Source organism: Holdemania filiformis DSM 12042 (assembly GCF_000157995.1).
Taxonomy (GTDB): Bacteria; Bacillota_I; Bacilli_A; order Erysipelotrichales; family Erysipelotrichaceae; genus Holdemania; species Holdemania filiformis.
Map to the genome: position 1 here is coordinate 133,776 of NZ_GG657556.1, position 23,253 is coordinate 157,028.

Consider the following 23,253-nt stretch of genomic DNA (forward strand, 5'->3'; position numbering starts at 1 on the left):
GTGCGTGCAGATGATGCACATCGGTGCTTATGACGACGAACCCGCCAGCGTCGCGAGGATGGACGCGTATATCGAAGCGCAGGGGTATGAAAATGAGATCAACGAAGTCCGGAAGCACCATGAAATCTATTTGTCGGATCCGCGGAAATGCGATCCGGCGAAACAGAAGACGGTGATCCGGCATCCGATCCGCAAAAAAGACGGTCGTTAAACCGCCGGACTGAATCTGATTCTAAGTGTTTGAAAGCAATGCACTGAAGCTGGAAATGCAACTTCCAGCTTTTTTCTTATTTTCAATTGGACAAGGCATGAATTCGATGTTAAAGCGCTGATTTTACTTGTTAGAGAAAGGTCAAGGCAGTTTCCGTCATAGCTGTCTGATCAGTCGATAAAACTGGCGATTTCCTCCAAGGTCTTCTTTTTCAGCTGCGGCAGCGGCGCGTCTTTGCGCGCGTGGCCGACCACGAGAATCATTTCGGCGATTTCATTTTCCGGGCGGCCGCAAAGCTTTGTGAGAAAATGAATCGGCGCCGGCGTGTACGTCAGCATCGCATAGCCAGCCTGGTGCAGCGCCTGGATCAGAAACCCGGTCGCGATCCCGACGGACTCGTTCACGTAATAATTGGGAACCCAGTGTCCTGCGCTGTCCTCATGCTTCATCTGCTTAAAGATCACGATCAGACAGGGCGCTTCGCTCAGAAAAGGTTTTTCAACCTGCAGATTCAGTTTTTCCAGATCCTGCCGCCAGACCTCGCTGATCCGATTCTCATAAAATTCCCGTTCCACCTGCTCGCACGCTTCGCGCAGCTCGCGCTTCTTTGCGTCCTGGGTAATGACGCAGAAATGCCACGGCTGCATGTCCGCGCCGCTGGGGGCGGTCGCCGCGATGTTCAAGGCGGTCCGGATATCGTTCATATCGACCGGCGTGCTGTCAAAGTGCCGGATCGTGCGGCGTTTCTGCGCCTGTGTTAACACGCTGTCCAAAATTATCATCAGTTTTCTCCCTAGTAAGATACCAGTTTCTATTATAGGCGAAAGTCAAAGAAAATGCACGCAGGGAAAGCGGCATAAGTTTCCAGGCTGAGGCAGGCTGAGGCAGAACGATGTTCAGCTAACCTTCACTTGCAATCAGAAACAACCATGTTATAATAGAAAAGCTGAATTAGGATGTGAAACGATGAGCAAAAAAGAAATTAAACTGATAGTCGCTATTTTATTTGTAGCGCTTGGCATTTATGTCGGCGTTCAGGTCTATAACCGGCTGAATGTCAAAACCTATGGGATCGTCACGTATAAAAATCAGGTGATCCATACGTTTAACGTCAACAAAGACGAAGACTACTATTTTAACGGATCTTACGGCAAGATGAAGCTGGAAGTCAAGGACGGCAAATGGCGGATTACGGAAGAAGAATGTCCGAATCATATCTGTTCCTCGATCGGCTGGGTCAGTGTCAAGGACTATTTCCCGATTGTCTGTATCCCGAATGAAGTGATTGTCACCTTAAAGGATAACTGACATGAAGCTGAGTAAGACAAAGCATTTCGTGTATGTTACGATGCTGGCGGCGATGGCGATCGCGATCAATCTGTTGGAAACGATGCTGACGGTGTCGCTGCCGTTTGGTATGCGTCTGGGACTGGCCAACATCATCGCTTTGATCACGATTGAAATTCTCGGCGTCAAGGAAATGATCATCGTCAATACGATGCGCGTCGTGATCGGCAATCTGCTGCGGGGAACGATCTTCGGCTCGACGTTCTGGATCTCTGCCGGCGGCGTTATCCTCAGCTCGATCGTACTGATCATTATCAAAAAAGGGCTGAAGATGTCGATGATTTCGACGTCGATGCTGTGCGCGATCGGCCACAGCGTCGGCCAGGTTGTGATCGTCATGGTGCTGTATAAAACCGCGGCGATGATGACGATCGTACCGCTGCTTCTGGTGACCTCAATTCCGACTGGAATCTTTACCGGGATCGTCGCGACCCAGGCTTTAAAGCGGATTGATAAAAATTTAGTCGTGCGTTAGACAGATTTGGAAACAGAGTCCTGCGGATTCTGTTTTTTTTCTTCGATTTCCTGTAAAATAAAGAACAGTAGGGGGTACTTGCATGAAAATTACATGGATTGAACACAGCAGTTTCCTGCTGGAGCTGCCCCAGCGCGTGCTCGTGCTGGATTATTTCGGGAAGACCCGGCTGCCGCTGCCGGCGAACAAACCAGTTACGTTTCTGGCCAGCCATCATCACGCCGATCATTATGATAAAGCAATTCTGGAACACGGCACGGATCAGATCTGGTATGTGCTGAGCCGCGATATTTTTGGACCGCAGGACGAGCATCACATCAAGGTGAAGCCGCATCAGCGCTATGAGCTGAACGGGATGATCATTGAAACGCTCAAATCCAACGACGAGGGTGTGGCGTTTATGATTGAAGTCGACGGCTGGCGGATCCTGCACGCGGGTGATTTAAACGACTGGCATTGGGAGGAAGAAAACGATCAGGACCGGCAGGAAAACGAAGTGCTGAAACGACGCTTTGACCGTGAATTGGAGCGGGTTGCCGGAAGAACCTTCGACTTGGCGATGATCCCGACCGATCCGCGGTTAAACGAAGGCTATAACCGTGGTCTGTTAGGATGGGCGAAAGCCTGTCAGTTAGGCTGGATCGCCCCGATGCACACCTTTGGAGAAAACGACGTGATCGACCGTCTGCTTCAGGATCCCGCCTGCGTCGAATTGAGAAGCCGGATTCTCGATCTGCGGAAGGGACCGCAGGTGCTGGAGGATCCGCAGCGATGAGAAAAAGCCTTGTAATTCTGATTGCGCTGGGCTTGTGCCTTTCATTTCTGCCCGTTCATGCGGAAGAATCCGCCGCGATCACATCCCGGATTGTGGAAGCGGCCGTCCATGCGGATAAGACGATTACGGTGATGGAAACCCTTCGCTTACGATTGCCGGAGCACGAGGCTTATGAGCTTTTTCTGGATCTGCCGGACGATGCCGAGGCCCAGGCCGGGGACGTCGCCATCCTCAGCAGTCAGGCCGTGCTGGATCCGCAATGGAATCAGATTAAATTCAACCGCGATCAAGATGTTCAGCTGCAGCTGAAGTATACGCTGCGCTGTTTTCAGGATGATGATGCACAGCGGGATACGTTTTCACTGGATTTAGGACGTTCGCCGCTGGATTTGCCTGTCGAGCAGATGCATGCCGAAATCCAATTTGATTCCGGGCTTGTCCGCGACAACTGGCTTCTCGACTGCGGCCAAAGCGGCAGTCAGTGCCGCTATGGAACAGGCAAGTGGCAGGATCAGACGTTTGTTTTTGATTCCACGGAAGTCCTGGATTATCCGACGTTGGATCTGATCGTTCATTTTGACGAAGGAACCTTCGCTCAGGCGCAGTCCTATCGCTGGCCTTCGCGGTATTCGCGCTGGCATGTGGAGGTCGAAGTACTGCCGCAGATGGATCTGAAGGTGCATCAGGAACTGGAATGGACGAGCCAGAGTTCCGAACTGGATCCGGTGCTTGATTTGTTTTTAGGCTGGCCGAGTTATCCCGACGCGGTTTTGAAAGACGTCGTGATCAGCGATCCTTCGCTGGAAGCCTCGGAATATGGCTTTATCCGGCTGCCGCAGGATAAGCCGGCGAATTTGACGCTGGATTACCGGATTGAATTGGCCTCGCATGCGGATCAATGGCATCTGAATTTCGACGATGCGATGAACGACGCGCAGATCGACGACCTGGATGTTGTGATCCGGCTGCCGCAAGAGCTGGAATTCAGAACCGATTTTTATAATTCCCGGACGTACGACGATCTGGATAAGGTGATGCTGGACGTCAGCGAGGACGGCCGCCTGCTGCATCTTTATTCGACGGCGGGATTAAGCGGAGACGACCGGGTGAGCGTTGGGATTGACATTCCGCGTGGCGCTCAGCAGCGAATGGCCGGCGGTCAAACCGGCTTCTGGACAATGTTTGGCATCGGAACGCTGCTGGCAGCCGGGTTGTTTTGGCTCATGAACCGTCATTCCAAACGGCGCACGGTAGGCGAACTGCCGAACGGGATCAATCCGCTGCAGGCGGCCTTGTTAACCGGTAAACCGGTCAGCGCAAAAACGCTGGCTTCCGTGATTGTCAACTGGGCGGCCCGCGATTATATCGAGATACAAAGGGAGGGCCAAACAATCCGGCTGACGCGCAAGCGTTCGCTGATTCACCAGCCGGAGTGGGAAAAACAATTCCTGCGTTCGCTGTTGGCGCTGGGTGATGGAAATACCGTGACGCTGGATGAAATCCGCCGCGATTCCGCTTCCTGTGTCCGACAGGCCTGCCGCCAAGCCCGGGTGGAAAAGACCCAATGGCAGCACAAAGGCCTGACTGGACTGCGCTGGCTGCTGATCGGACTGAGCGTACTGCCGCCTGTGATGATCACCGGTGTTCTGCTTCGGCAAACCTCGTTAGAAGGCATCGTGATTCTGTTGAGCCTGGGTTTAACCGCGGTGACGATAGCGCTGGGCAGCATGACCGCGGCGGTGGCTCAGGGATGGAAGAAGTCCCGCTGGCCGCTGCTGATTCTTGGGTTTGCCTGGCTGATTCTACTGGGGAGCGTCCTGGCCTGCTTTGTGCCGCGGGAATTTCCGTTGGGTGTCGGTTATGTCTGTCTGTTGATCACGCAGCTGATCTTATGGCCGCTGACACCGCTGAATCCGGAAGGGCTGCGGTTAAGGCAGCAGGCAGTGCAATGGGGCAAGGACTTAAAACAAATGCCGGATACCAAACTGGACGACTGGCTGGACCGTGATCCGGACTATGCGTTTAAAAGCTATGCTTACGCGCAGACGCTGGGACTGGGATCTTTGTGGGAAAAACGATTCTATGAAAGAATTTTGCCTTCGCTGCCGACAGTGGTGGACGCCAGTGGTCAGCCGGAGCGCATCGGAGTGCTCGATGAACTGATCAGTCGGCTGCAGGACAGTCTGGCGGAAGAATAAAAAAACGACCGGCGAGGTTTGGAGAGGGAGTATCCCCGAACGATTCTCACCGGTTTTTTTAATTTTTCTTTACATTAGGGACTGCGCTAGGCCGGGCTTGTCTTCTCAATTCGCACCTAGTCCAGGCGCTGCAACTCGCGGGGAATGATGATCGGCTTGTAGGCGTCCAGGATGATTGAAACCATTCCCAGACGGTAATGATCATTGCGCGAGTCATGACGATAAGACCGGCCGATATGACCATCGGCGTCGTTGGCGTAGCGATAGTGGAAATCGCCGCGCTCGTCGCAATACTCCAAAAGCGAAACCTCAAAGCCCGCCTGCACGAAGACGGCGCAGAACTGCTTGTAATCATAGACGATTTTATGCGTGGCCGCCGGATGATCCTGCGGTCCCGGTCCCCCGACCTGAACCAGTTTCTGATATTCCTCGTTGCGGAAATTCCGGTCCGGCACTGCCGCGCGGATCCAACCGCCGGGTTTGAGATATTGTTTAAGCGTCTGCGCCGCGATCATGGCCTCGGCCAGCGTCAAATGTTCAAACAAATGTTCCGCCAGCATCGCTTCCGCCTGTTCGTCCTGGAAAAAGGCTTCAAACGTTTCGGGCTTCAATAAATCCAGCTGATCCTGCTGAGTGCTGATCCAGCCGTCAAACTGCGTTGTTCCCGCGCCCAGTACAATTTTCATAGCCGGATTCCTTAATGCTCGCTGCAATTTGCGGCGTCGATCGCCAAGACAAGCATGACGATCATGAGCTCATCCCGCGGATCATCGAAATCAATGACGTAGGTATCGGTCAGCGAGATAACTTCTTTACTGATCGTTCCGCACAGCTCGCCGTCGCGGAAGATCTGATAATCCCAGCCGAACAAATCGCCTTCTACGCTCCAGCCTTCGCAGTCGATGCGGTAGCTCGGATGCAGAAAGGAGAATTCCTTGCGGATGACCGCGACCAAATCGCCGTCCAGCTCGACTTCAAAGGTCGGCAGGAAGTGGAATAACTTTTCACGGACTAAACCGATTTCCTGTTCTTCAACGTCAAACACCCGCAGGACGTGCGACAACGCTAACAAATCCGCGCGCACGCTGTAAACGGCATACCCTTCTTCATCGGTGATATCAAAGCTGTCGGTCCATGAAAAGAACCGCTGGCGAATAAATAAACGCATGAACTGATCCTCCTTCAATTCGTAAGCTTATGATACACAAGGACAAAATAAAACGCCAGCGATCGAAAGTGATTGTAAGAAAAAGGAAAGAAGTAAGCGGCAGGGAGAACAGGTTTATGCATTCCCGATTGCGTTTTAAATAAGGAATAGGATACAATAAAACAAAGGGGTGATCGTATTGTTTGAAATTATTCAGAAGCTTAAAAAAATGATCTCGAAAGATCCGGAACGAAATCTTTTGTGTTTGATCGTTTTGGTTTTAAGCTTGTTTCTGCCGGGGCTGCTTCAACTGTGCATCAATGAAAGAGAGATGTTTCTGCTTTTGGATCCGATCCGCGTGCTGTTGTATGCGCTGACGTTTTCTGTCCCGATGTATGCCGTCTGCTTTAGCGCTGAATTGATTTACACTGCCAAATATTTAGGACAGGCCGATTTGCGGGAGTGCAGCTTAAGCGCCGGAATTGGGTCAATCCTCAGCTTATGCATTCTTATCTTGATGGTTCATTGGATATATTCGATTCCAGTCGATCTGCTTGCGTCGTATCTTCTTTTTATGATCCTGAATATTTTAGCCTGCCGCCTGAGCTGTAAGAAAGCGGGGCGGAGAAAACCGGCGGAAGATCCGAATCAAACAATTGAATCGAATCAGGAGAACAGCGAATCAGCACATCAGGACTGACCGCCAAACGCCGCATTAGAATGAAAAGAACACGATTCCACAAAGCCGCGGGAAAGCGGATTTTACCCTTGTGCAAAGCGTGAAATCGTGCTAAACTAGGGATAAATTCAAGGACCAAGAGGAACCTGGAACGGGATAAGTCAGAGAGGGAAGACAACGGCTGAAAGCTTCCTTTATCACCCCCGGCGACCGACACTTGCAAGAAGTGGCAGGGAACGAACAGTAGCTGCCGACGAATTTCCGGCGTTATCGGAAAGAGGGCATGGAGCAATCCGTGAACTAAGGTGGTACCACGCAGTCAAAGCGTCCTTAGACAGGGCGCTTTTTTTGTGGATCGCGATCACCAGGCAAGGAACTTGAAAATAGAAAAAGGAGGAATTGATGATGGAGAATTACCAGACTCCGCGCGGCACGCAGGATTTACTTCCGGAAGCGACGCGCAAGTGGCAGAAAGTTGAAGATTTGATCCGCAACCTCTGCGACGTTTACGGGTATGAGGAAATCCGCACGCCGGTCTTCGAGGACACGCGGGTTTTCAAACGGGAAAACGACAGCTCCGACATGGTCAATAAGGAAATGTATACGTTCTCTGTGCATGGCGAGGATTCGCTGACGCTCAGACCGGAAGGCACGGCCGGGGTTGTCCGCAGCTTCGTGCAGCACAAGATGTACGGACGGCTGGAAATGCCGGCCAAGCTCTACTACATGGGCGAAATGTTCCGTTATGAACGGCCGCAGAAGGGCCGTTACCGCCAGTTCAACCAGTTCGGCATCGAAAACATCGGCATGAAAAGTCCGCTGATTGACGCCGAGGTGATCGCACTGGGTTACAGCATCGTCAAAGCGCTGGGCTTAAGTCAGGTCAAGGTGTTGATCAACACGCTGGGCGACGATGAAAGCCGGGCAGCCTACCGGGGTGCGCTGCGCGAGCACTTCAAGGACAGCGTCGGCGAGCTGTGCGCGGACTGCCAGCGCCGCTATGAACAAAATCCGCTGCGGCTTCTGGACTGCAAGGTTGACAACGAACATCCAAGCATGCAGAACGTGCCGTCGCTGCAGCAGTATCTGACGCCGGAGTCGAAGACATACTTCGATCAGGTGCTCGCCGCCCTGGACGCGTTGGAAATCCCTTATGAAATTGACGACAAGCTGGTGCGCGGCCTGGACTACTACACCCATACGGTGTTTGAGGTCGTTTCCACGCATCCGGAATCCGGTTCGCAGGCAACTGTTTTCGCGGGCGGCCGCTATGACGGCCTGGTCGAATATTTCGGCGGTCCGGAAATGTCGGGCGTCGGCTTTGCGATGGGTCTGGAACGCTTAATGATCCTGGCGGAGGCGGAACAGGTTGAGCTGGGCGAAGAAGCCAGTCTGGACGTCTATGTCATGGCGCTGGGCAATGTCGGAACGCTGCCGCTGGCGCTGGCGACCGAATGCCGCGCCGCGGGCTATCACACAGAATTCAACATCCAGCCCCGGTCGCTGAAAGCCCAGTTTAAATCGGTGGACCGGCGCAAAGCCCGGGTTGCGGTCATCGCCGGTGAAAGCGAAGCCGCCAATCATCAGATCAATGTTAAGTTTATTGAACAACAGCGTCAGATTACGATTGATCAGGATGAGCTGATCGCGACGCTGGACGCTTATTTTCAGGCAGAAGGAGAAGAAGAAGCATGAAACGGACTCACAATAACGGCGAACTGCGCTTAGCCAACGCCGGAGAACACGTTACGGTCGTCGGCTGGGTTGCCCGCCGGCGCAATCTGGGCGCGCTGGTCTTTATCGACCTGCGCGACCGCAGCGGCATCGTTCAGATTACTGTGGATGAAAAACTGGCTGAACAGGTCAAGGACGTCCGCAACGAATATATCCTGCAGGTCGAGGGCAAGGTTGTCGAACGCCAGGATAAAAATCCGAAGATGGCGACCGGGGAGATCGAAATCTACGCTGAAAACGTGAACATCGTCAACACGGCGGAAACCACCCCGATGATCATTGCCGAAGAAACTGACGCGCTGGAAGACACTCGGCTGAAATACCGTTATCTCGACCTGCGCCGCGCGCCGATCCAGAACAATCTGATCCTGCGTCACAAGGTCACGATGTTGACGCGTAATTATTTGTCGGATCACGGTTTTATTGAAGTCGAAACGCCGATCCTGTGCAAATCGACGCCGGAAGGCGCCCGCGATTATCTCGTACCGTCGCGGATTTTTAAGGGCAAGTTTTTCGCCCTGCCGCAGTCGCCGCAGATTTATAAGCAGCTGCTGATGGTCGGAGGAATCGAAAAATATTTCCAGATTGCCCGCTGCTTCCGCGATGAGGATCTGCGCGCCGACCGCCAGCCGGAATTCACGCAGATCGATATCGAGATGAGTTTTGTCGATGAGGAACAGGTCTGGACGGTTGTCGAAGGTTTGATGAAGGAAATCTTCCGCAATCTGAAAAACGTCGAACTGGACGCATTTCCACGCTTAACGTATAACGAATGCATGGCGCGGTATGGTTCGGATAAACCGGATACCCGCTTTGACATGGAAATTCAGAACTTAAATGCGGTGTTTAAGGATACGGAGTTCACAGTCTTTAAAAATGTCCTGGAACAGCCGAAGGGAATGGTCGGCGCGATCGTCGCCGCTCAGGCTGCGGATCAGTTCTCCCGCAAGGATATCGACAAGCTTCAGGAATTTGTCAAAATTTATGGGGCGAAGGCGCTGGCCTGGCTGAAAATGAGCCAGGGCGAATTGAGCGGATCTGTCGCCAAGGTGCTCAAGCCGGAAGAAAAGAACGCCCTGATCGAAACGCTGGGCTTAAAGGACAACGATCTGATCTTCATGATCGCGGATAAAGCGAAGGTGGCTCAGACGGCGCTGGGCGCGCTGCGTGTGAAACTGGGACGGCAGCTGAATCTGATCGACGAGAGCCGTTACAATTTCCTGTGGGTCACCAACTTCCCGATGTTTGAATACAGTGAGGAAGAACAACGCTATGTTGCCGCGCATCATCCGTTTACCAGCCCGAATCTGGAAGATGTCGACAAGCTGATGAGCGATCCGGAAAACTGTTATTCCCGGGCGTATGACCTGGTGCTCAACGGCTACGAGCTGCTGAGCGGTTCGATCCGGATTCATGATCAGCATGTCCAGGAGAAGGTCTTCGAGGCGATCGGCATGTCGATGGAGGAAGCCCGCGAAAAATTCGGTTTCTTCATTGACGCCTTCCGTTACGGCACGCCGCCGCACGGCGGCGTAGGCATCGGCCTGGAACGTCTGGTCATGATTCTGGCCGGCACGGACAACATCCGCGACGTCGTAGCGTTCCCGAAAACAGCCAGCGCGTCGGATCTGATGAGCGAGGCGCCGAACACCGTGGATGAAAAACAGCTGAAAGAACTGCACATCGCGCTCGAAAAATAAAACTTTCTATAAGTTTCCAAATGTCAAGCATTCATAATTAAAAAAATGCGTGCTATAATACTAATGCCTAAAGGGAACACATATATTTCCAACACTTGATATATGGGAATCCGGACGTTTCAGTTTGGTGTCGAAAACTCTGATTTATCAGGGGATCCTAAAAATCTGGACAGGGTACCCACCTGGCTTATAACCGGGAATCATATCAACCCTTTAGGTCACAAAGAAAGCCTTCCGACGAAGGCTTTTTTTGCGTGCTGATGGGGGAGTCCGGCCAGAGCAGGAGCGACTGATAAGAAGGGTTCAGAGGTCGGACATCGGCTTGAAAGCCGGGTGATTCCGCGAGTGCCTGCCCTTTCCAAGCCTTGAGAATTCTGACTGCACAACGATCGGCGTTCTCCTCCTTTACATTTCAGGCCAAGGATGATATTCTACTTGTGGAATATGGATGAGGGAGGATTACAGGATGGCGCTGAAACAAGGCTTGCTTGGATTATTGAATTATGGCGAGATGACCGGTTATGAGCTGGCGAAAGCGTTCAACGATTCCCTGTCGTTTTTCTGGCAGGCGCAGACCAGTCAGATCTACCGTGAGCTGAACCAGCTTGAAGCGGAAGGACTGCTTCATTCCCGGATTGAAGTCCAGACGGGCAAACCGGACAAACGGGTGTATGCGATCACGGCTCAGGGCAAAGCTGAACTGGACCGCTGGTTAGCGAGCGATCTGGATACGGAAATGATGCCGACGCGCAGCGAGGTACTGCTGCAGATCTTCTTTTCCGGCCGCCGTTCGCCCCACGAAAACCGGGAAATGCTTGAGCGGTTAGCGCAGGTCTACGAAGTCCGCCAGAGAGAGATGGAATCTGTCGCCGGTTTGATCGAACAGTATCAGGCGCTGACCCAGTCGCCTTCGGATGCGGTGGTTTGGGAAGTGACCGCTGATTTCGGCCGGGCCTATACGCAGATGTGCCAAGACTGGATTGACCGCTGCATCACGCGGCTGAAGGAGATTGAAAATGAAAATTCTGACGCTTAACGGCAGTCCCCGCGGCGCTGCCAGCAATACGTTTCAGCTGACACAGGCGTTTCTTGGAGGTTTGCGGCAGGAGCTGGAAAGTCCGCTGATCGTTAAAACAAGGATGATCAATGAGCTGAACTTAAGCCCGTGCCGGGGATGCTTCCGCTGCTGGACCGCGACGCCGGGCGTATGCGTTATCCCGGATGCGATGGCGGAGGTGCTGGACGAAATGCGGTCGTCCGATCTGATCCTGTGGAGTTTCCCATTATACTATTTCGGCATGCCGGGACCGGTGAAAACGCTGCTTGACCGCTGTCTGCCGCTGAATCTGCCCTGGATGGAAAGGGATGCGGACGGACGCCCGGTTCATCCCCGGCGTGATCAGAATGCCCCGATGAAATCAATCCTGATCTCTACCTGCGGTTTTACGACGATTGAGAACAATTACGAAGCGCTGATCCGGCAGTTTGATCTGGCCTTCGGCACCAGTCTTAAAATACTATGTCCCCAAGGCGAGCTGTTCGCTCATCCCGAGCTGCGCCGGCAGACCTCGGCGTATCTGGCTCAGGTTACGCAGGCCGGGCAGGAATACGCCCGGACCAAAACACTGTCCGACAGCACGCTGCGGCGCTTAAGTGAGCCGCTGCTGCAGGAAGAAACGTTTATCAGACTGGCGAATGCCAGCTGGAATATCCAGAATCCAAAGGAACAGAACGATCCGCAGAAGACAAAAGTCCGCCAGGCCGAGCAGTTTACCCGCCAGATGGCGGCGCTGTATAATCCGGCGGCGTTTGATGGAAAAGAACGGGTATTTGAGATTTTCTATACGGACGTGCAGGCCGGCTATCAGCTGACGCTGGGCAAGACCTGCGAACTCTGTCCATTGGGAACGAAGCCCTATACGACGCGCGTGGAAACGCCGTTAGAGGTCTGGCAGGCGATTGCCCGCGGCGAACTGCGGGGCGAGCAGGCGATGATGGAAGGCCGTTACAAAACGCGGGGCGAGCTGGCTCTGTTGATGGACTGGGACCGCTATTTCAGCGGCCCGGGGAATTCCATTCCCTCAGATTTGGAAAAAGGGAAGAAAAGGACCAATATGCTTCTGTTGATCCTGCCCTGGTGCTGCTTGTGGATGCTTCTGCCATTTTCCGCTTCGCTGGGCGCCAGCGCCGCGATTGTGACGGCGGCGGGACTGGCGCTGGCTGGCAAAAAATGGACGCTGACGATCTATGACGGATTTACCGGCCTGTTGGTCGCGGCCTTCGCTCTGGCGGCGCTGCAGGGCGCTGATCTGCGCTGGCTTATCCCGCTTTCTTATCTGGCGTTCGGTTTGTTATGGCTGCTTTCCTGCCTGACGCCGATACCGTTAAGCGCGCATTATTCCAAGGAAAAATATCATGGCGATGCGGCGTATCAGAATCCTGTATTCATGCGGACCAATCTGATCCTGACGCGGGCCTGGGGCTTGCTTTACGCCGTGAGCGCGGGAGGAACTTACGCGATCCTGCGCAGTGCGGTTCCTGAGCTGGCGGCGCTGATCAACACGCTCTGCCCGCTACTTCTGGGCTTGTTTACACTCTGGTTTGAAAAAGCGTATCCGGCTAAAATTGCCCGCGGTTAGACTGCGGGTTTTTGATTGCGCGCATTTGCGCATCGCAAAAGGATCTGAAATTGCGCGGGAAAAATGAACATGAAGTTTGTTTTCCAGGCGTCGCTGCGGCCAATAAAAAACTCCCCAAAGCGGGGAGCGGATAAATCAGAACTGAAGCAGGACGCCGACCGCCGCCGACAGGGCGATCCAGACGATCGGATGCTTTTTGATTTTCGTCGTTAAGAATAATAATACAGCGAACAGAATAATATTTTTTAACGGAAACAAATCCATCAGGCTGCCGGAGGCCTGGAAGGCGCTCAGATTGATAACGGAAACATTGACCAGATTCAGCGCGGCGCACAGAATCAGCGCGGCGACCGCTGGTTTCAGCCCTGTGAAGATCGCCTTGACGACCGGACTGTCGCTGAACTGCTTTAAGAAATGCGCGATGATGATGATAATGACGATGCTCGGCAGCACCAGTCCCAGCGTCGCAACCAGCGAACCGGGAATGCCGGCGGTGGTAAAGCCGGTGTAGGTCGCCATGTTGACGCCCATCGCACCGGGCGTTGATTCCGAGATCGCGATCATATCGACTAACGTTTCGACCGTGAACCATGTATACTTTTCCGCCAGCTGATGTAAAAACGGGATGGTGGCCAAACCGCCGCCGACAGCGAACAGACCGATCTTGAAAAATTCAAGGAATAGCTGAATCAGTAAACTCATGCCTTTTTCCCTCCCAGCTTATATTTTAAGAATCCCAATAAGCCGGCTCCCAGCGTGATGAAGACGACCGAAATGTTGGTAAACAGCGACAGCACGAACGCGAAGATAAACATCGCAACGCCGAAGCCGTCCTTGACGCCGTTTTTGATCAGCTTGTAGACGGAAGTCAGCACCAGGACGCAGACGCCGACGCGCAAGCCCGCCAAAGCATGCTGGACAATCGCCAGACTGGCGAAGTTCTGAATGAACGCCGCGATCACGATGATGATGATCAGCGACGGGAAGACGAAGCCGAAAGTCGAGACCAACGCGCCCAGCACGCCTTTTTGATAATAGCCGATAAACGTGGAAACGTTGACCGCGATGATTCCTGGCGTACACTGTCCCACCGCGTAATAATTGGTGATTTCATCGTAGGTCGCCCATTTTTTCTTCTCGACGATTTCCGATTCCAGAAGCGGAAGCATTGCGTAGCCGCCGCCGAAGGTGAACAGCCCCAGCTTGCTGAAGGTGGCGAATAATTCTAAATAATCCCTCATGATTCTGTAATTCCTTTCTTAACCAGGTGACAGATGACCGGATAGTGATCGGATGGATACAATCCGTTGAAGCATGTGGTAATGATCCGCGTCGAGCGCACGTCGTAATCCTCACTGACATAAATGTAGTCGATCGGCAGCCGGTCTTCTTTTAGCCGGCCCTTGCCGTAGTGCAGCGTATTGAACGCCGCAGAGGAATCGTAGACCGGTTTGAGGTTCAGCCGGTTTTCCGGTTTTATCAAAAGCTGCAGCGAAGGACTGGACATCGTCGTATTCAGATCGCCCATCAGGATCAACGGACAAGCTTTTTCCTGCTGAAGCCGCTGCATTTCACGGATGATCGTGCGGATTTCAACAGTCCGGGTATAGGCTAACAGATGATCCAGATGCGTGTTGAAAACGCGGAAAACCTGTTCGGTTTCCCGATCTTTCAGCTGCGCCATTGTGCAGATCCGCGGAAAGATGCTCGTCCAGGTCCGGCTGCCGGCTTCTTCCGGCTGTTTGGAAAGCCAGAACGTTTTTTCCTCCAACAATTCAAAACGATCTTTCAGAAATAAAATATCGGAATGTTCGTGCATGAACTGCCGCCGGCGGTTGCGGGCCTGGCCGACGAACTGATACTGCGGCAAAAGCGCCTGCAGCTGTTCGCGCATACTGTCGCTTAATTCCTGGACGCCGATGATATCGGGCGAGGTGGAAGCGATCAGATTGCGGACGTATTGCCGGCGCGTGTCCCAGCGCAGATTCTTCCGTGTAAAAAACATATCATTTTTTAAATTGAAGGTCATTACCTTTAAACAGGTCATTTCATCACCGCCGTTTTTCATTATACTCAAGTTTACCGGGATTTACAAAGCAAAAGGGATGAAAGATTGTTTCTGAAAGAGTTTCACAGAAAGTTCACAGGCGCTAACCAAAAAAATTTATAGACAAAGAAAATTTCTCGGCTTGATGTAAGCGCTTAATTTGTGCGAAAAAGCCTTCAATCACCTCGGTTGAGCGTGTTTTTCATGGTTTGGCCGAAATAACATTTAGACAAAGCGTTGGGAGTGTCCAAATGGAAATATTGACACGACCCTGGAATTACGCTAAAATGTGAATAGTCAAATTAAACGCTTACAAAGGGAGGAATTACACTTATGGAAATTGTAAATGTTCGTATTGACGAAAGATTGATCCACGGTCAGGTTGCAGCTGTCTGGACGAATACGTTAAACGCTACGCGTATCATGGTTATCGATGATATGGCAGCGAAGGATGAAATTCAGAAAATCGCCCTGAAGATGGCTTGCCCATCAACGGTTAAACTGTCGATTCTGCCGGCTGAAAAAGCAGCGGACAGACTGAAGAGCGAAGCTTACCCGACGGATCGGATCTTTGTCGTTCTGAAAGGCCCGAAAACGATTAAGCAGGTTGCGGACGCCGGTTATATGTTCCCGGTTGTCAACGTCGGCAACATGTCCAACAAGCACGGATCGACGCAGATCAAGCGTTCGGTCAGCGTTACGCCGGAAGATGTCGCTGCGTTCAGAGAGCTGAATGACAGAGGCGTTAAGTTTACAGCGCAGATGGTTCCGACAGAAGAAAAAATCGACTTCATGCCGCTGATCAAAGACCTTTAATCAGGTTAAACTGTAAAGTAAAAGGTTTAAAAACAGCCGCGTTTGGGTGAGTGATCACCATGCGGCTGTTTTTTCTTTTCCAGTGGGGATGAGATTTGCGGACTTTGACAGCCGGATTCAGATCAGTATAATGGTAGGCAGAGAGTGCTGGAGAATGGCTCCGGCGGATAAAGGAGCGGGGACGAATGAAAGTATTGGCCAGCGATTTTGACGGCACGTTGTTTTTCAAGGGGAAGTTCAGAGAAGAGGATCTCAAACAGATCCGGGCGTTTCAGGCACAGGGGCATCAATTCGGGTTGTGCACAGGCCGGCCGCTGGCGGGCGTCACCGGAGCGATCCGGGAGAGCGTGCGCTGCGATTTCATGATACTGAGCAGCGGGGCGCAGATTCTGGATGGAGAAGGAAGAACGCTTTATAAAGCCTGCATCGACCTGGAAACGGCCGCGCAGGTCGGCTGCCGGTTCAGCGGGGAATTGGATTTTTATTATCAGACCGGGGAAGGCACGTATTGTCAACGTCGGCTGGATGGTCAAATTCCGGCGTCGGCGTCGATTTTAACCGCGATTCCTTACCGCCCGTTTACCCGGCTGGACGAGCTGCCGGCGGATATTTACGGCTTGTCCTTATATGCTGAAACCGACGCTCATGCCCAGGAGATTGCGGTGCAGATCAACGCGCAGTTTCCGACGCTGGAAGCGTTCCAGAATGAAGAATGGATTGACGTTGCCCGGCGCGGCTGTTCCAAGGGAAAAGGTATTGAATTGCTGAAACAGCAGCTGTCGTTCAAGACGATTGCCGGCATCGGTGATTCGTATAATGATATTCCTTTGTTGAGGACAACGTCGCCGAGCTTTACGTTTCATTCCTCGCCGGATGCGGTAAAACAGGAAGCGCAGTTTTTGGTCGATTCACTGGCGGAGGCGGTTGCGTTTATGATGCGGATGCCCGAGGAAAAACGCTGATCCAGGATCAGGATCAAGGAAGGCTTGATAAAAACAGGTTGTCAGGAAAAGAAAAATCCGCAGATTCGCGGATTTTTTGTTTACTTCTCTTTTTTCTGCATTTGTTCCTTGATAAGATTCAGCGCCTTTGGCGGAACTAAATGCTTATCGCCGCTGTAAGTGATGACGGCGACAAACGCCATCGGCATTTTTTTCTTTTCAAAGTCCTTAATGCTTTTGTACCGCACGACCTTGCCGCGGTTGATGAACGCAGTGCTGCTGTAATAGAACTTGTACTGGATGTTGGCCATAAAGAATTCCGCCAAAAACAGGAAGAAGATCAGAACGCCCAGCGCAACGGTCGTATAATCCTGAATCGTATAGCCGTAAATGCCGGATATAATGCCCAGGATCGACAAGACGATATAGGCGATTTTCGGTCCTTTGGAAAAATCCATGCACTGATACTTGGAACTGATTCCCCCGGCCGCGGCGATCGCTTCGCGCGCGTCCTTTAATTCTTTCATCCGCGAGGCGAAGATCAACACCGCCACCACGGTGATAAACGCTACAATCCACATGCTTTTCTCACTCCTCAATTCATTGTTTTCTGTTTTTCCTTTCCATTATAACAAAATTCCAGGAAAAAACGAGCGAAAATGCAGAAATGACGCAGGGGATGATGACAGCGCTTTCGGATTCGCGTCGAATTTTGAATGACGAACAGAGGGAATTTTGTTATAATGAAACGCAAGAGGTGAAGAAAATGGAAGAGATGAGAGCGAAGCTGTGCCGGATCGCCGATCTGCCGCAGTCGGGGAAGCCGGTCGTTTCGATAAATATCAAGCCGTATGTCTCGATTATCGTCTGCATTCTGGTCGGCATTCTGATGATCGCCACGCAGTTTGTGTGGATCGTCGGCGCGATTCTGATCGTCGTGGCGCTGCTGGTGTTATGGAAAACGCCGAATTACACCCTGCTGGAAGCTTATCCTGATTATTTTGTGGTGTATACGCGGGGCGATGAGGAATTTTGTCAGATGGTGCGCTGGGATGAGGTTCAGGAATGGGTGTTCCGTCAAGGCAAGGCCGGGATGGACATGATTGTGATCCGTGTCAGCGAGGAAGAATTTGTTTTCATCAATGCGTACAGCAGCACGAAGCTGGTGCATTGCTTCAATAAGTTTATTCCGGATAAGGAAGCGCACCGGCAGCAGCAGGCAAAGATGAAGAATTCGCCGTTTAAGTGGCCGGAGAAGTGGGGCAGAAAGAAATAAACGGATGTTCGCGCAGAGCGTTCGCTGGAGGTTATTATGAATATTGATGATTTGATTATAAAATACGGCCTGACGATCGGCCGCCGCTTTACCCGCAAGGAAAAGAATTTTTTCTGCAACGAGATCGGCAAGGATTTCCAGGCGCTGGGTTATTCTGTCCGCGGGGCGATTGGAAAGAAAAAGAGAACCAAGGGGATGAATCTGATGATCGGCAACGTCGGCAAGGCCAAGACGATCTTCGTCGCACATTACGACACGCTCAATCACGATTTCGGCAATCCGATCCGCTATTTTCCGCTGGATGGCAACGCCAGCTTTTCGTCTTCGTTTCTGCCGATGAACACGCCGGTGATCCTGAGCATGGTGCTGGGGCTGATTCTGCTTCTGGGATTAGGCCGGAAGATCAACTTTCAGGATAATCTGGCAATGTCAGTGCTGATCCTCGGTATTTTGATCGCGCTGGTCGTCGTTTCGTTTATGATGACGTTCCGGATCGGCAATAAAGTCAACCTGAACCGGAATACCTCAGGCGTCGTTACGGCGTATCTGATCGCCCAGCAGCTGCCGGAAAAACTGCGGGATAAAGTAGCGTTTGTACTGACTGACGGCGGCAACGGCACGCATGTGGGCGACTATATGCTGCGCGACGCGCTGCCCAACACGATTAAGGACCGCAACGTGATCATTCTGGACTGCGTCGGCAAGGGACCGCGCTTAGGCATCGGTTATTTTGATGCCAGCAAGGCGAATGCGGAAAAGCTCGAAGCGATCGTCAAGGCGAAGGATCCGGAGGCCAAGCTGCATACCAGCCTGGTCGATGAGGATCACGTGAAGTATACCTCGTTGTCCTTCTATGAAAAGGGGATGATCGTCTGCCGCGGCAAAAATCTGAACGGTTCGCTGATCGTCGAGAATACCGCGACCAACCATGACGATGAGATCGAACGGGAGAAAATTGAAGCGCTGGCCAACGATCTGACGGAGCTGGCTAAACAGATTTCTTAAACAGGAGTAATCCTGTTTTTTTTTATATTAGGAAAGTGTTTCTCAAAAGAAGGGATAAATAAAAACTCTTCAGCTTTGAATCCCGTTAAAGAGTTTTAATCAGTGATGGGATTCATTGTTCAGGTACATCCTGAAAAGAAGGAAGATGATGAAGAATAAACTGGAAATGACCGATGCCTTGGTTGAGGAAATGAAAAGAACGAAGCAAACTCAAATGCGTTGGAATGAAAACAAATGAATTGCACGATTAACTCCATGGAAATGATGGGCATTCTCGGAAAGTGGGCAGGGTTCGGAAAAACATAATTCTTGTTTTTATTCCTACCCAGTTCTATGACGAAGTGCTGCGGAATAGACTAAGAGAATGCTTAACTTTCTTTGGAAAACAAATCATTTTATGAAACAACAGGGGAAAATGTGAAAGTTTGCGAATAAAAAAAGCGGGTTAAACCGTTCGTAAAATAAGCAGTCTTAATTGTTAATAAAGCTTGTATACAGGGCGTTTGCGTGATTTTTAACGGTCGCTTAATACGGAAATTGAACCTTCAAATTTTGTGAAAATTTCTTTGAATTATGTGAAAAATATGTGTTGAGGGTTTACAAATCTCCTTTTCTAGTGTATCATTTAATCATCGAGAAAACGGTTACATCCAGTCTGCGATATCGCGTAAGAAGCCACGCGGATCCCAGCCCGGCTGAAATGGTTTTCGAGGATCCGGGCAACCGGAAAAAACCAAAGACACAAAAGGTTAGAAAGGGAGGACTATTTATGTCTGGAGGGTTGAGTATTATCCAAATCCTGCTGATCACAGCATGGGCATTTTGGAGCATCGTCGATAGTTTGTCTTGGAACATCGGTTTCAACAACTGTATTCTTGCATGCTTATTCACCGGCGTTGTTGTAGGCGATATGAAATATGGCCTGATCGTTGGTGGTACGTTACAGATGACTCAGTTAGGCGCTGGCACATACGGAGGTGCTTCGATTCCGAATATCACTTCTTCTGGTATGATCGCTACAGCGTTAGGCGCTGCATCCGGCGCTGACCCGATTGCAATGGCTTCTTCAATCGGTATCGCATTAGCTGCATTATTCACACAGTTGGACATCCTGGCTCGTTTCTCCAACACTGCATTCCAGCACATCGCTGACAAGTATGTTGAAGAAGACAACACTAAGGGTATCGCGCTGATGAACACATTAGGCATCATTCCTTGGGGCCTGTCCCGTGGATTGCCGGTTCTGTTACTGCTGGTTGCTGGCCAGGGCGTCGTTGACACTCTGATCAAGATCATTCCGACATTCATCATGAACGGCTTCAAGTTCGCTGGTGGATTGCTGCCAGTTGTTGGTTTCGCAATCTTGATGCGTTACCTGCCAGTTCTGAAGAAGCCGCAGTTCATTATCTTAGGCTTCGTATTAGCCGCTTATATCAATATGCCGATTCTGGGTATCGCCTTAATCGGTACAGCCGCAGCGTTAGTTACTTACCAGAATGCTACTGCTAAGTTAGCTGCTGGCACTGCACAGGGAGGCGACGACGATTATGACGAATAGTAAGAAGTTCACTAAGAAAGAATTAAGAAGTCTGAATCTGCGCTGGATCTGGAACTCTCAGATCGGTTGGAACTATGAACGTATGCAGGGCTTAGGCTACCTGACCACCATGCTGCCGGTTATCGACAAGCTGTATGGCGATCGTCCTGAGCTGAAGCAGAAGGCGTTGAGAACACATTCTGTATTCTTCAACACACAGCCTGCAATGGGTGATATCATTGTTGGTATGAATATCGCTATCGAAGAACAGACAGCTGAAACTGGTTCTGGTCTGGATGTCGCCGCTTCTATTAAGACAGCGTTGATGGGACCATTCGCTGGTATCGGCGATACAATCTTCGGCATGATCGCTGGTGCGGTTTTCGGATCTATCGCTGCAACGATGGCTCTGGAAGGCAACGCATTAGGTATCATGATTTGGGAAGTTTGGATGGTTGTCGTTCTGTTCGCACGTATGAAAATGTTTGACATGGGCTATGAACAAGGCGTTAAGCTGGTTACTTCCCTGTCTGGCACAATGAATGCTCTGACAGAAGCTGCTTCTGTCTTAGGTCTGACGGTTGTCGGCGGCATGATCGCGCTGAATGTTAAGTTCCCTCTGGCTACTCTGAAAATGAGCTTAGGCATTGACCCTGAAACGGGCGAAGAAATGTTTAACGAATTCAACCTGCAGAAATATGCTGACAGCATCATGCCTGCACTGTTCCCTGCATTATTCGCAGCTCTGTGCTACTGGATGCTGGGCAAAAAGTGGATGAACTCCAACAAGCTGATCCTGGTTGTTGTTGTATTCGCTATCGTTCTGGCTTTCTTCGGAGTTCTGGCTTAATATCAAAACTCTCAAAAGTGGTGTCTTCGGGCATCACTTTTATTTTTGACAGCTACAGAAGAATTTAATCAGTTCCCCATAAAAATAATGAAGAAGTCCTGTTAACGGAATCTTAACAATTCTGTTGAGCAGGACTTCTTTTTTTCCATTATAATAGGCTTGCTTAGATGAGGAAAGGGTTATTGAACAATGATGGAACTCAGTTTTATTATCGCGTTAATGGGCGGTTTAGCGTTATTTCTTTATGGAATGAAGATGATGAGCGATGGATTGGAGCTGTGCGCCGGGGATCGGCTGCAGTCAATTTTAGAACGGTTAACTTCCAACCGGCTGATGGGCGTCATTGTCGGGGCGTTAATCACGGCTTTGATTCAAAGCTCCAGTGCGACGACGGTGATGACCGTTGGTTTTGTCAACGCGGGGTTAATGACGCTTCCGCAGGCGGTAGGCGTGATTATGGGGGCGAATATCGGTACAACGATCACCGGTCAGCTGATCGCTTTGGACATCGGAGCGGCTGCCCCGGCCATTGCCTTAGTCGGCGTCGTCATGGTCGTTTTCCTGAAAAAAGAAAAGACCAATGCGGTCGGGATGATTGTCGGAGGATTGGGTATCTTATTTATCGGGATGGGAATGATGAGCGACGCCATGGCGCCGCTGCGGAACGATCCGACATTCCTGTCGTTAATTACCGCGTTCAATAACCCGATCATTGCGGTGCTGACCGGAGCGGTCTTTACTGCGATTATTCAAAGCTCCAGCGCGTCGATCGGGATTTTACAAACCTTGGCCAATAACGGTTTAATTACGCTGCAGCACTCCGTCTTCATTCTGTTCGGAATGAACATCGGAACGTGCATCACGGCGGTGCTCTCATCGTTAAGCTCCAGCCGGAACGCGAAGCGGGTTGCCTTAGTTCATCTGTTATTCAATATCGGCGGGGCGTTATTGTTCTCCGTTGCGGTGCTGGCGCTGCCGCTGACCGCATGGATAGCCCAGTTTACGCCGGCGAATCCAGCAGCGCAGATCGCAAACTTTCACACGCTGTTTAATGTTGTCACTACCCTGGTTCTGCTTCCGCTGGGGAATGGATTGGCTGCGCTGTCGATGAAGCTTTTGCCGCAGGAAAAAGAAGCCTCGGTGCCGGCAATTGAAATTACGCGGATTCCGGAACAGCGCTTGGGTAATGTAACGATCTCATTACACGAGATCAGCGAGCTGCTGAACCGGATGTACAACTTAGTGCAGTCCAGTCTGGATGAAGCCTTCCGCGGTCTGACGACGCTGGAGTGGGATAAAGAAAAGATTCTGGAACAGGAAAGCGAGATCGACGCCATGCATCGTAAGATCATCGACGCGATTCCTTATGTCGCGACGGCCCGGATGAACGTTGAGGATTCCCGGCGGTTAAACATTTTGTTTAAAATCAATAACGACTTGGAACGGATGGGGGATCATGTCTTGAATTTATCAGAACATGCTTCTCAGATTCTGAAAGAGAAACAGAAAATTACCCCGGAAGCGCATCAGGAGCTGGCTGATTTGCGGACAATTTTAGATCAGACGGCGTCGCTGCTGCCGGCGATTGAGGAATATCATCAATCGGCGACCCTGCAGCATATCGATCAGCTGGAGGAACAGATGGATCAGTGTTGTGAAAAAAGCCGTCAGGATCAGATCAAAAGGCTGCGCAGCCAACAGATCGACGGTTCGCTGTGTGTTGTATTCAGTGAAGTGCTGACGGACCTGGAACGAATTCACGACCATTATCACAACCTCGCGCAACAGCTCTATCATGAGGAAATGACTGCTTCCTGACGCTCATTTCAGGAGGATGACAGAAAGCTGAAACATAAGAAAAGGCGGAAAAGTTCCG

Annotated in this window: 24 protein-coding genes; 17 read left to right on the forward strand and 7 right to left on the reverse strand. The window is 51.2% G+C overall.

Annotated features, from left to right (window positions below; all coding sequences use genetic code 11):
* On the forward strand, positions 1 to 211 hold a 211-nt coding region (locus HOLDEFILI_RS06480), incomplete at its 5' end, for a GyrI-like domain-containing protein (protein ID WP_006058731.1).
* A 170-nt stretch (positions 212 to 381) separates the two neighbouring features.
* Here the strand turns inward: HOLDEFILI_RS06480 and HOLDEFILI_RS06485 are convergent.
* Positions 382 to 993 (reverse strand): nitroreductase family protein, encoded by a 612-nt coding sequence (locus HOLDEFILI_RS06485; protein WP_006058732.1) that lies wholly within the window; start codon positions 991 to 993, stop codon positions 382 to 384.
* A 184-nt stretch (positions 994 to 1,177) separates the two neighbouring features.
* Here HOLDEFILI_RS06485 and HOLDEFILI_RS06490 point away from each other — a divergent pair, with 184 nt between their 5' ends.
* From HOLDEFILI_RS06490 to HOLDEFILI_RS06505, 4 genes are all read left to right on the forward strand, one after another.
* Complete coding sequence (locus HOLDEFILI_RS06490) at positions 1,178 to 1,519, forward strand: NusG domain II-containing protein (protein WP_006058733.1); 342 nt, start codon at positions 1,178 to 1,180, stop codon at positions 1,517 to 1,519.
* Position 1,520: 1 nt separating this feature from the next.
* Entirely contained in the window at positions 1,521 to 2,033 is a 513-nt protein-coding gene (locus HOLDEFILI_RS06495; RefSeq protein ID WP_006058734.1) for a Gx transporter family protein, read from the forward strand.
* 82 nt (positions 2,034 to 2,115) lie between these two features.
* Positions 2,116 to 2,808: an MBL fold metallo-hydrolase gene (locus HOLDEFILI_RS06500; RefSeq protein ID WP_006058735.1), complete on the forward strand. Its 693-nt coding sequence runs from the start codon at positions 2,116 to 2,118 to the stop codon at positions 2,806 to 2,808.
* Positions 2,805 to 5,006 (forward strand): DUF2207 domain-containing protein, encoded by a 2,202-nt coding sequence (locus HOLDEFILI_RS06505; RefSeq protein ID WP_006058736.1) that lies wholly within the window; start codon positions 2,805 to 2,807, stop codon positions 5,004 to 5,006. The genes HOLDEFILI_RS06500 and HOLDEFILI_RS06505 overlap by 4 nt, the downstream gene beginning before the upstream one ends.
* 116 nt (positions 5,007 to 5,122) lie before the next feature.
* Here HOLDEFILI_RS06505 and HOLDEFILI_RS06510 read toward each other — a convergent pair whose 3' ends face one another.
* Positions 5,123 to 5,692, reverse strand: a complete 570-nt coding sequence (locus HOLDEFILI_RS06510; RefSeq protein ID WP_006058737.1) for a class I SAM-dependent methyltransferase — start codon at positions 5,690 to 5,692, stop codon at positions 5,123 to 5,125.
* Positions 5,693 to 5,703: 11 nt separating this feature from the next.
* The gene (locus tag HOLDEFILI_RS06515; protein ID WP_039864207.1) at positions 5,704 to 6,174 is read right to left on the reverse strand and encodes an LURP-one-related/scramblase family protein; all 471 of its coding nucleotides are present in this window, start codon (positions 6,172 to 6,174) and stop codon (positions 5,704 to 5,706) included.
* Between the two features lie 178 nt (positions 6,175 to 6,352).
* Here HOLDEFILI_RS06515 and HOLDEFILI_RS06520 point away from each other — a divergent pair, with 178 nt between their 5' ends.
* From HOLDEFILI_RS06520 to HOLDEFILI_RS06540, 5 genes are all read left to right on the forward strand, one after another.
* Positions 6,353 to 6,853 (forward strand): hypothetical protein, encoded by a 501-nt coding sequence (locus HOLDEFILI_RS06520; RefSeq protein ID WP_039864209.1) that lies wholly within the window; start codon positions 6,353 to 6,355, stop codon positions 6,851 to 6,853.
* A 381-nt stretch (positions 6,854 to 7,234) separates the two neighbouring features.
* Positions 7,235 to 8,527, forward strand: a complete 1,293-nt coding sequence (gene hisS, locus HOLDEFILI_RS06525; protein ID WP_006058740.1) for a histidine--tRNA ligase — start codon at positions 7,235 to 7,237, stop codon at positions 8,525 to 8,527.
* Positions 8,524 to 10,266, forward strand: coding sequence for an aspartate--tRNA ligase (gene aspS, locus HOLDEFILI_RS06530; RefSeq protein WP_006058741.1), 1,743 nt, complete (start codon positions 8,524 to 8,526; stop codon positions 10,264 to 10,266). Before hisS ends, aspS begins: the two co-directional genes overlap by 4 nt.
* 466 nt (positions 10,267 to 10,732) lie before the next feature.
* Entirely contained in the window at positions 10,733 to 11,302 is a 570-nt protein-coding gene (locus tag HOLDEFILI_RS06535; protein ID WP_039864210.1) for a PadR family transcriptional regulator, read from the forward strand.
* On the forward strand, positions 11,283 to 12,905 hold the full coding sequence (locus HOLDEFILI_RS06540; protein ID WP_006058743.1) for a flavodoxin family protein: 1,623 nt from the start codon (positions 11,283 to 11,285) through the stop codon (positions 12,903 to 12,905). Before HOLDEFILI_RS06535 ends, HOLDEFILI_RS06540 begins: the two co-directional genes overlap by 20 nt.
* Positions 12,906 to 13,040: 135 nt before the next feature.
* Here the strand turns inward: HOLDEFILI_RS06540 and HOLDEFILI_RS06545 are convergent, their stop codons facing one another.
* From HOLDEFILI_RS06545 to HOLDEFILI_RS06555, 3 genes are read right to left on the reverse strand one after another with little or no spacing between them, the layout of a single operon-like run.
* Positions 13,041 to 13,607, reverse strand: coding sequence for a chromate transporter (locus HOLDEFILI_RS06545; RefSeq protein WP_006058745.1), 567 nt, complete (start codon positions 13,605 to 13,607; stop codon positions 13,041 to 13,043).
* Entirely contained in the window at positions 13,604 to 14,146 is a 543-nt protein-coding gene (locus HOLDEFILI_RS06550) for a chromate transporter (RefSeq protein WP_006058746.1), read from the reverse strand. The genes HOLDEFILI_RS06545 and HOLDEFILI_RS06550 overlap by 4 nt, the downstream gene beginning before the upstream one ends.
* Positions 14,143 to 14,952, reverse strand: a complete 810-nt coding sequence (locus tag HOLDEFILI_RS06555) for an endonuclease/exonuclease/phosphatase family protein (RefSeq protein WP_167317122.1) — start codon at positions 14,950 to 14,952, stop codon at positions 14,143 to 14,145. The genes HOLDEFILI_RS06550 and HOLDEFILI_RS06555 overlap by 4 nt, the downstream gene beginning before the upstream one ends.
* A gap of 333 nt (positions 14,953 to 15,285) precedes the next feature.
* On the opposite strand from HOLDEFILI_RS06555, the gene HOLDEFILI_RS06560 reads away from it, so the two are divergent.
* Both HOLDEFILI_RS06560 and HOLDEFILI_RS06565 read left to right on the forward strand, forming a co-directional pair.
* Positions 15,286 to 15,768 carry a PTS sugar transporter subunit IIB gene (locus HOLDEFILI_RS06560; protein WP_006058748.1) on the forward strand — a complete coding sequence of 161 codons (483 nt, stop codon included), beginning with the start codon at positions 15,286 to 15,288 and terminating at the stop codon, positions 15,766 to 15,768.
* A 185-nt stretch (positions 15,769 to 15,953) separates the two neighbouring features.
* Positions 15,954 to 16,730, forward strand: coding sequence for an HAD hydrolase family protein (locus HOLDEFILI_RS06565; protein WP_006058749.1), 777 nt, complete (start codon positions 15,954 to 15,956; stop codon positions 16,728 to 16,730).
* Positions 16,731 to 16,810: 80 nt separating this feature from the next.
* Here the strand turns inward: HOLDEFILI_RS06565 and HOLDEFILI_RS06570 are convergent, their stop codons facing one another.
* Positions 16,811 to 17,290, reverse strand: coding sequence for a hypothetical protein (locus HOLDEFILI_RS06570; RefSeq protein WP_006058750.1), 480 nt, complete (start codon positions 17,288 to 17,290; stop codon positions 16,811 to 16,813).
* A gap of 185 nt (positions 17,291 to 17,475) precedes the next feature.
* On the opposite strand from HOLDEFILI_RS06570, the gene HOLDEFILI_RS06575 reads away from it, so the two are divergent.
* The 5 genes from HOLDEFILI_RS06575 to HOLDEFILI_RS06595 all read left to right on the forward strand — a co-directional run bounded on the left by HOLDEFILI_RS06575 (position 17,476) and on the right by HOLDEFILI_RS06595 (position 23,195).
* Positions 17,476 to 17,985 (forward strand): hypothetical protein, encoded by a 510-nt coding sequence (locus HOLDEFILI_RS06575; protein WP_156788860.1) that lies wholly within the window; start codon positions 17,476 to 17,478, stop codon positions 17,983 to 17,985.
* 36 nt (positions 17,986 to 18,021) lie between these two features.
* Positions 18,022 to 18,990 (forward strand): hypothetical protein, encoded by a 969-nt coding sequence (locus HOLDEFILI_RS06580; protein WP_006058753.1) that lies wholly within the window; start codon positions 18,022 to 18,024, stop codon positions 18,988 to 18,990.
* Positions 18,991 to 19,759: 769 nt separating this feature from the next.
* Entirely contained in the window at positions 19,760 to 20,548 is a 789-nt protein-coding gene (locus HOLDEFILI_RS06585) for a PTS mannose/fructose/sorbose/N-acetylgalactosamine transporter subunit IIC (protein WP_039864213.1), read from the forward strand.
* Entirely contained in the window at positions 20,538 to 21,377 is an 840-nt protein-coding gene (locus tag HOLDEFILI_RS06590; protein ID WP_006058756.1) for a PTS system mannose/fructose/sorbose family transporter subunit IID, read from the forward strand. The genes HOLDEFILI_RS06585 and HOLDEFILI_RS06590 overlap by 11 nt, the downstream gene beginning before the upstream one ends.
* 189 nt (positions 21,378 to 21,566) lie before the next feature.
* Positions 21,567 to 23,195, forward strand: coding sequence for a Na/Pi cotransporter family protein (locus tag HOLDEFILI_RS06595; RefSeq protein ID WP_006058757.1), 1,629 nt, complete (start codon positions 21,567 to 21,569; stop codon positions 23,193 to 23,195).
* Positions 23,196 to 23,253: the final 58 nt, after the last annotated feature.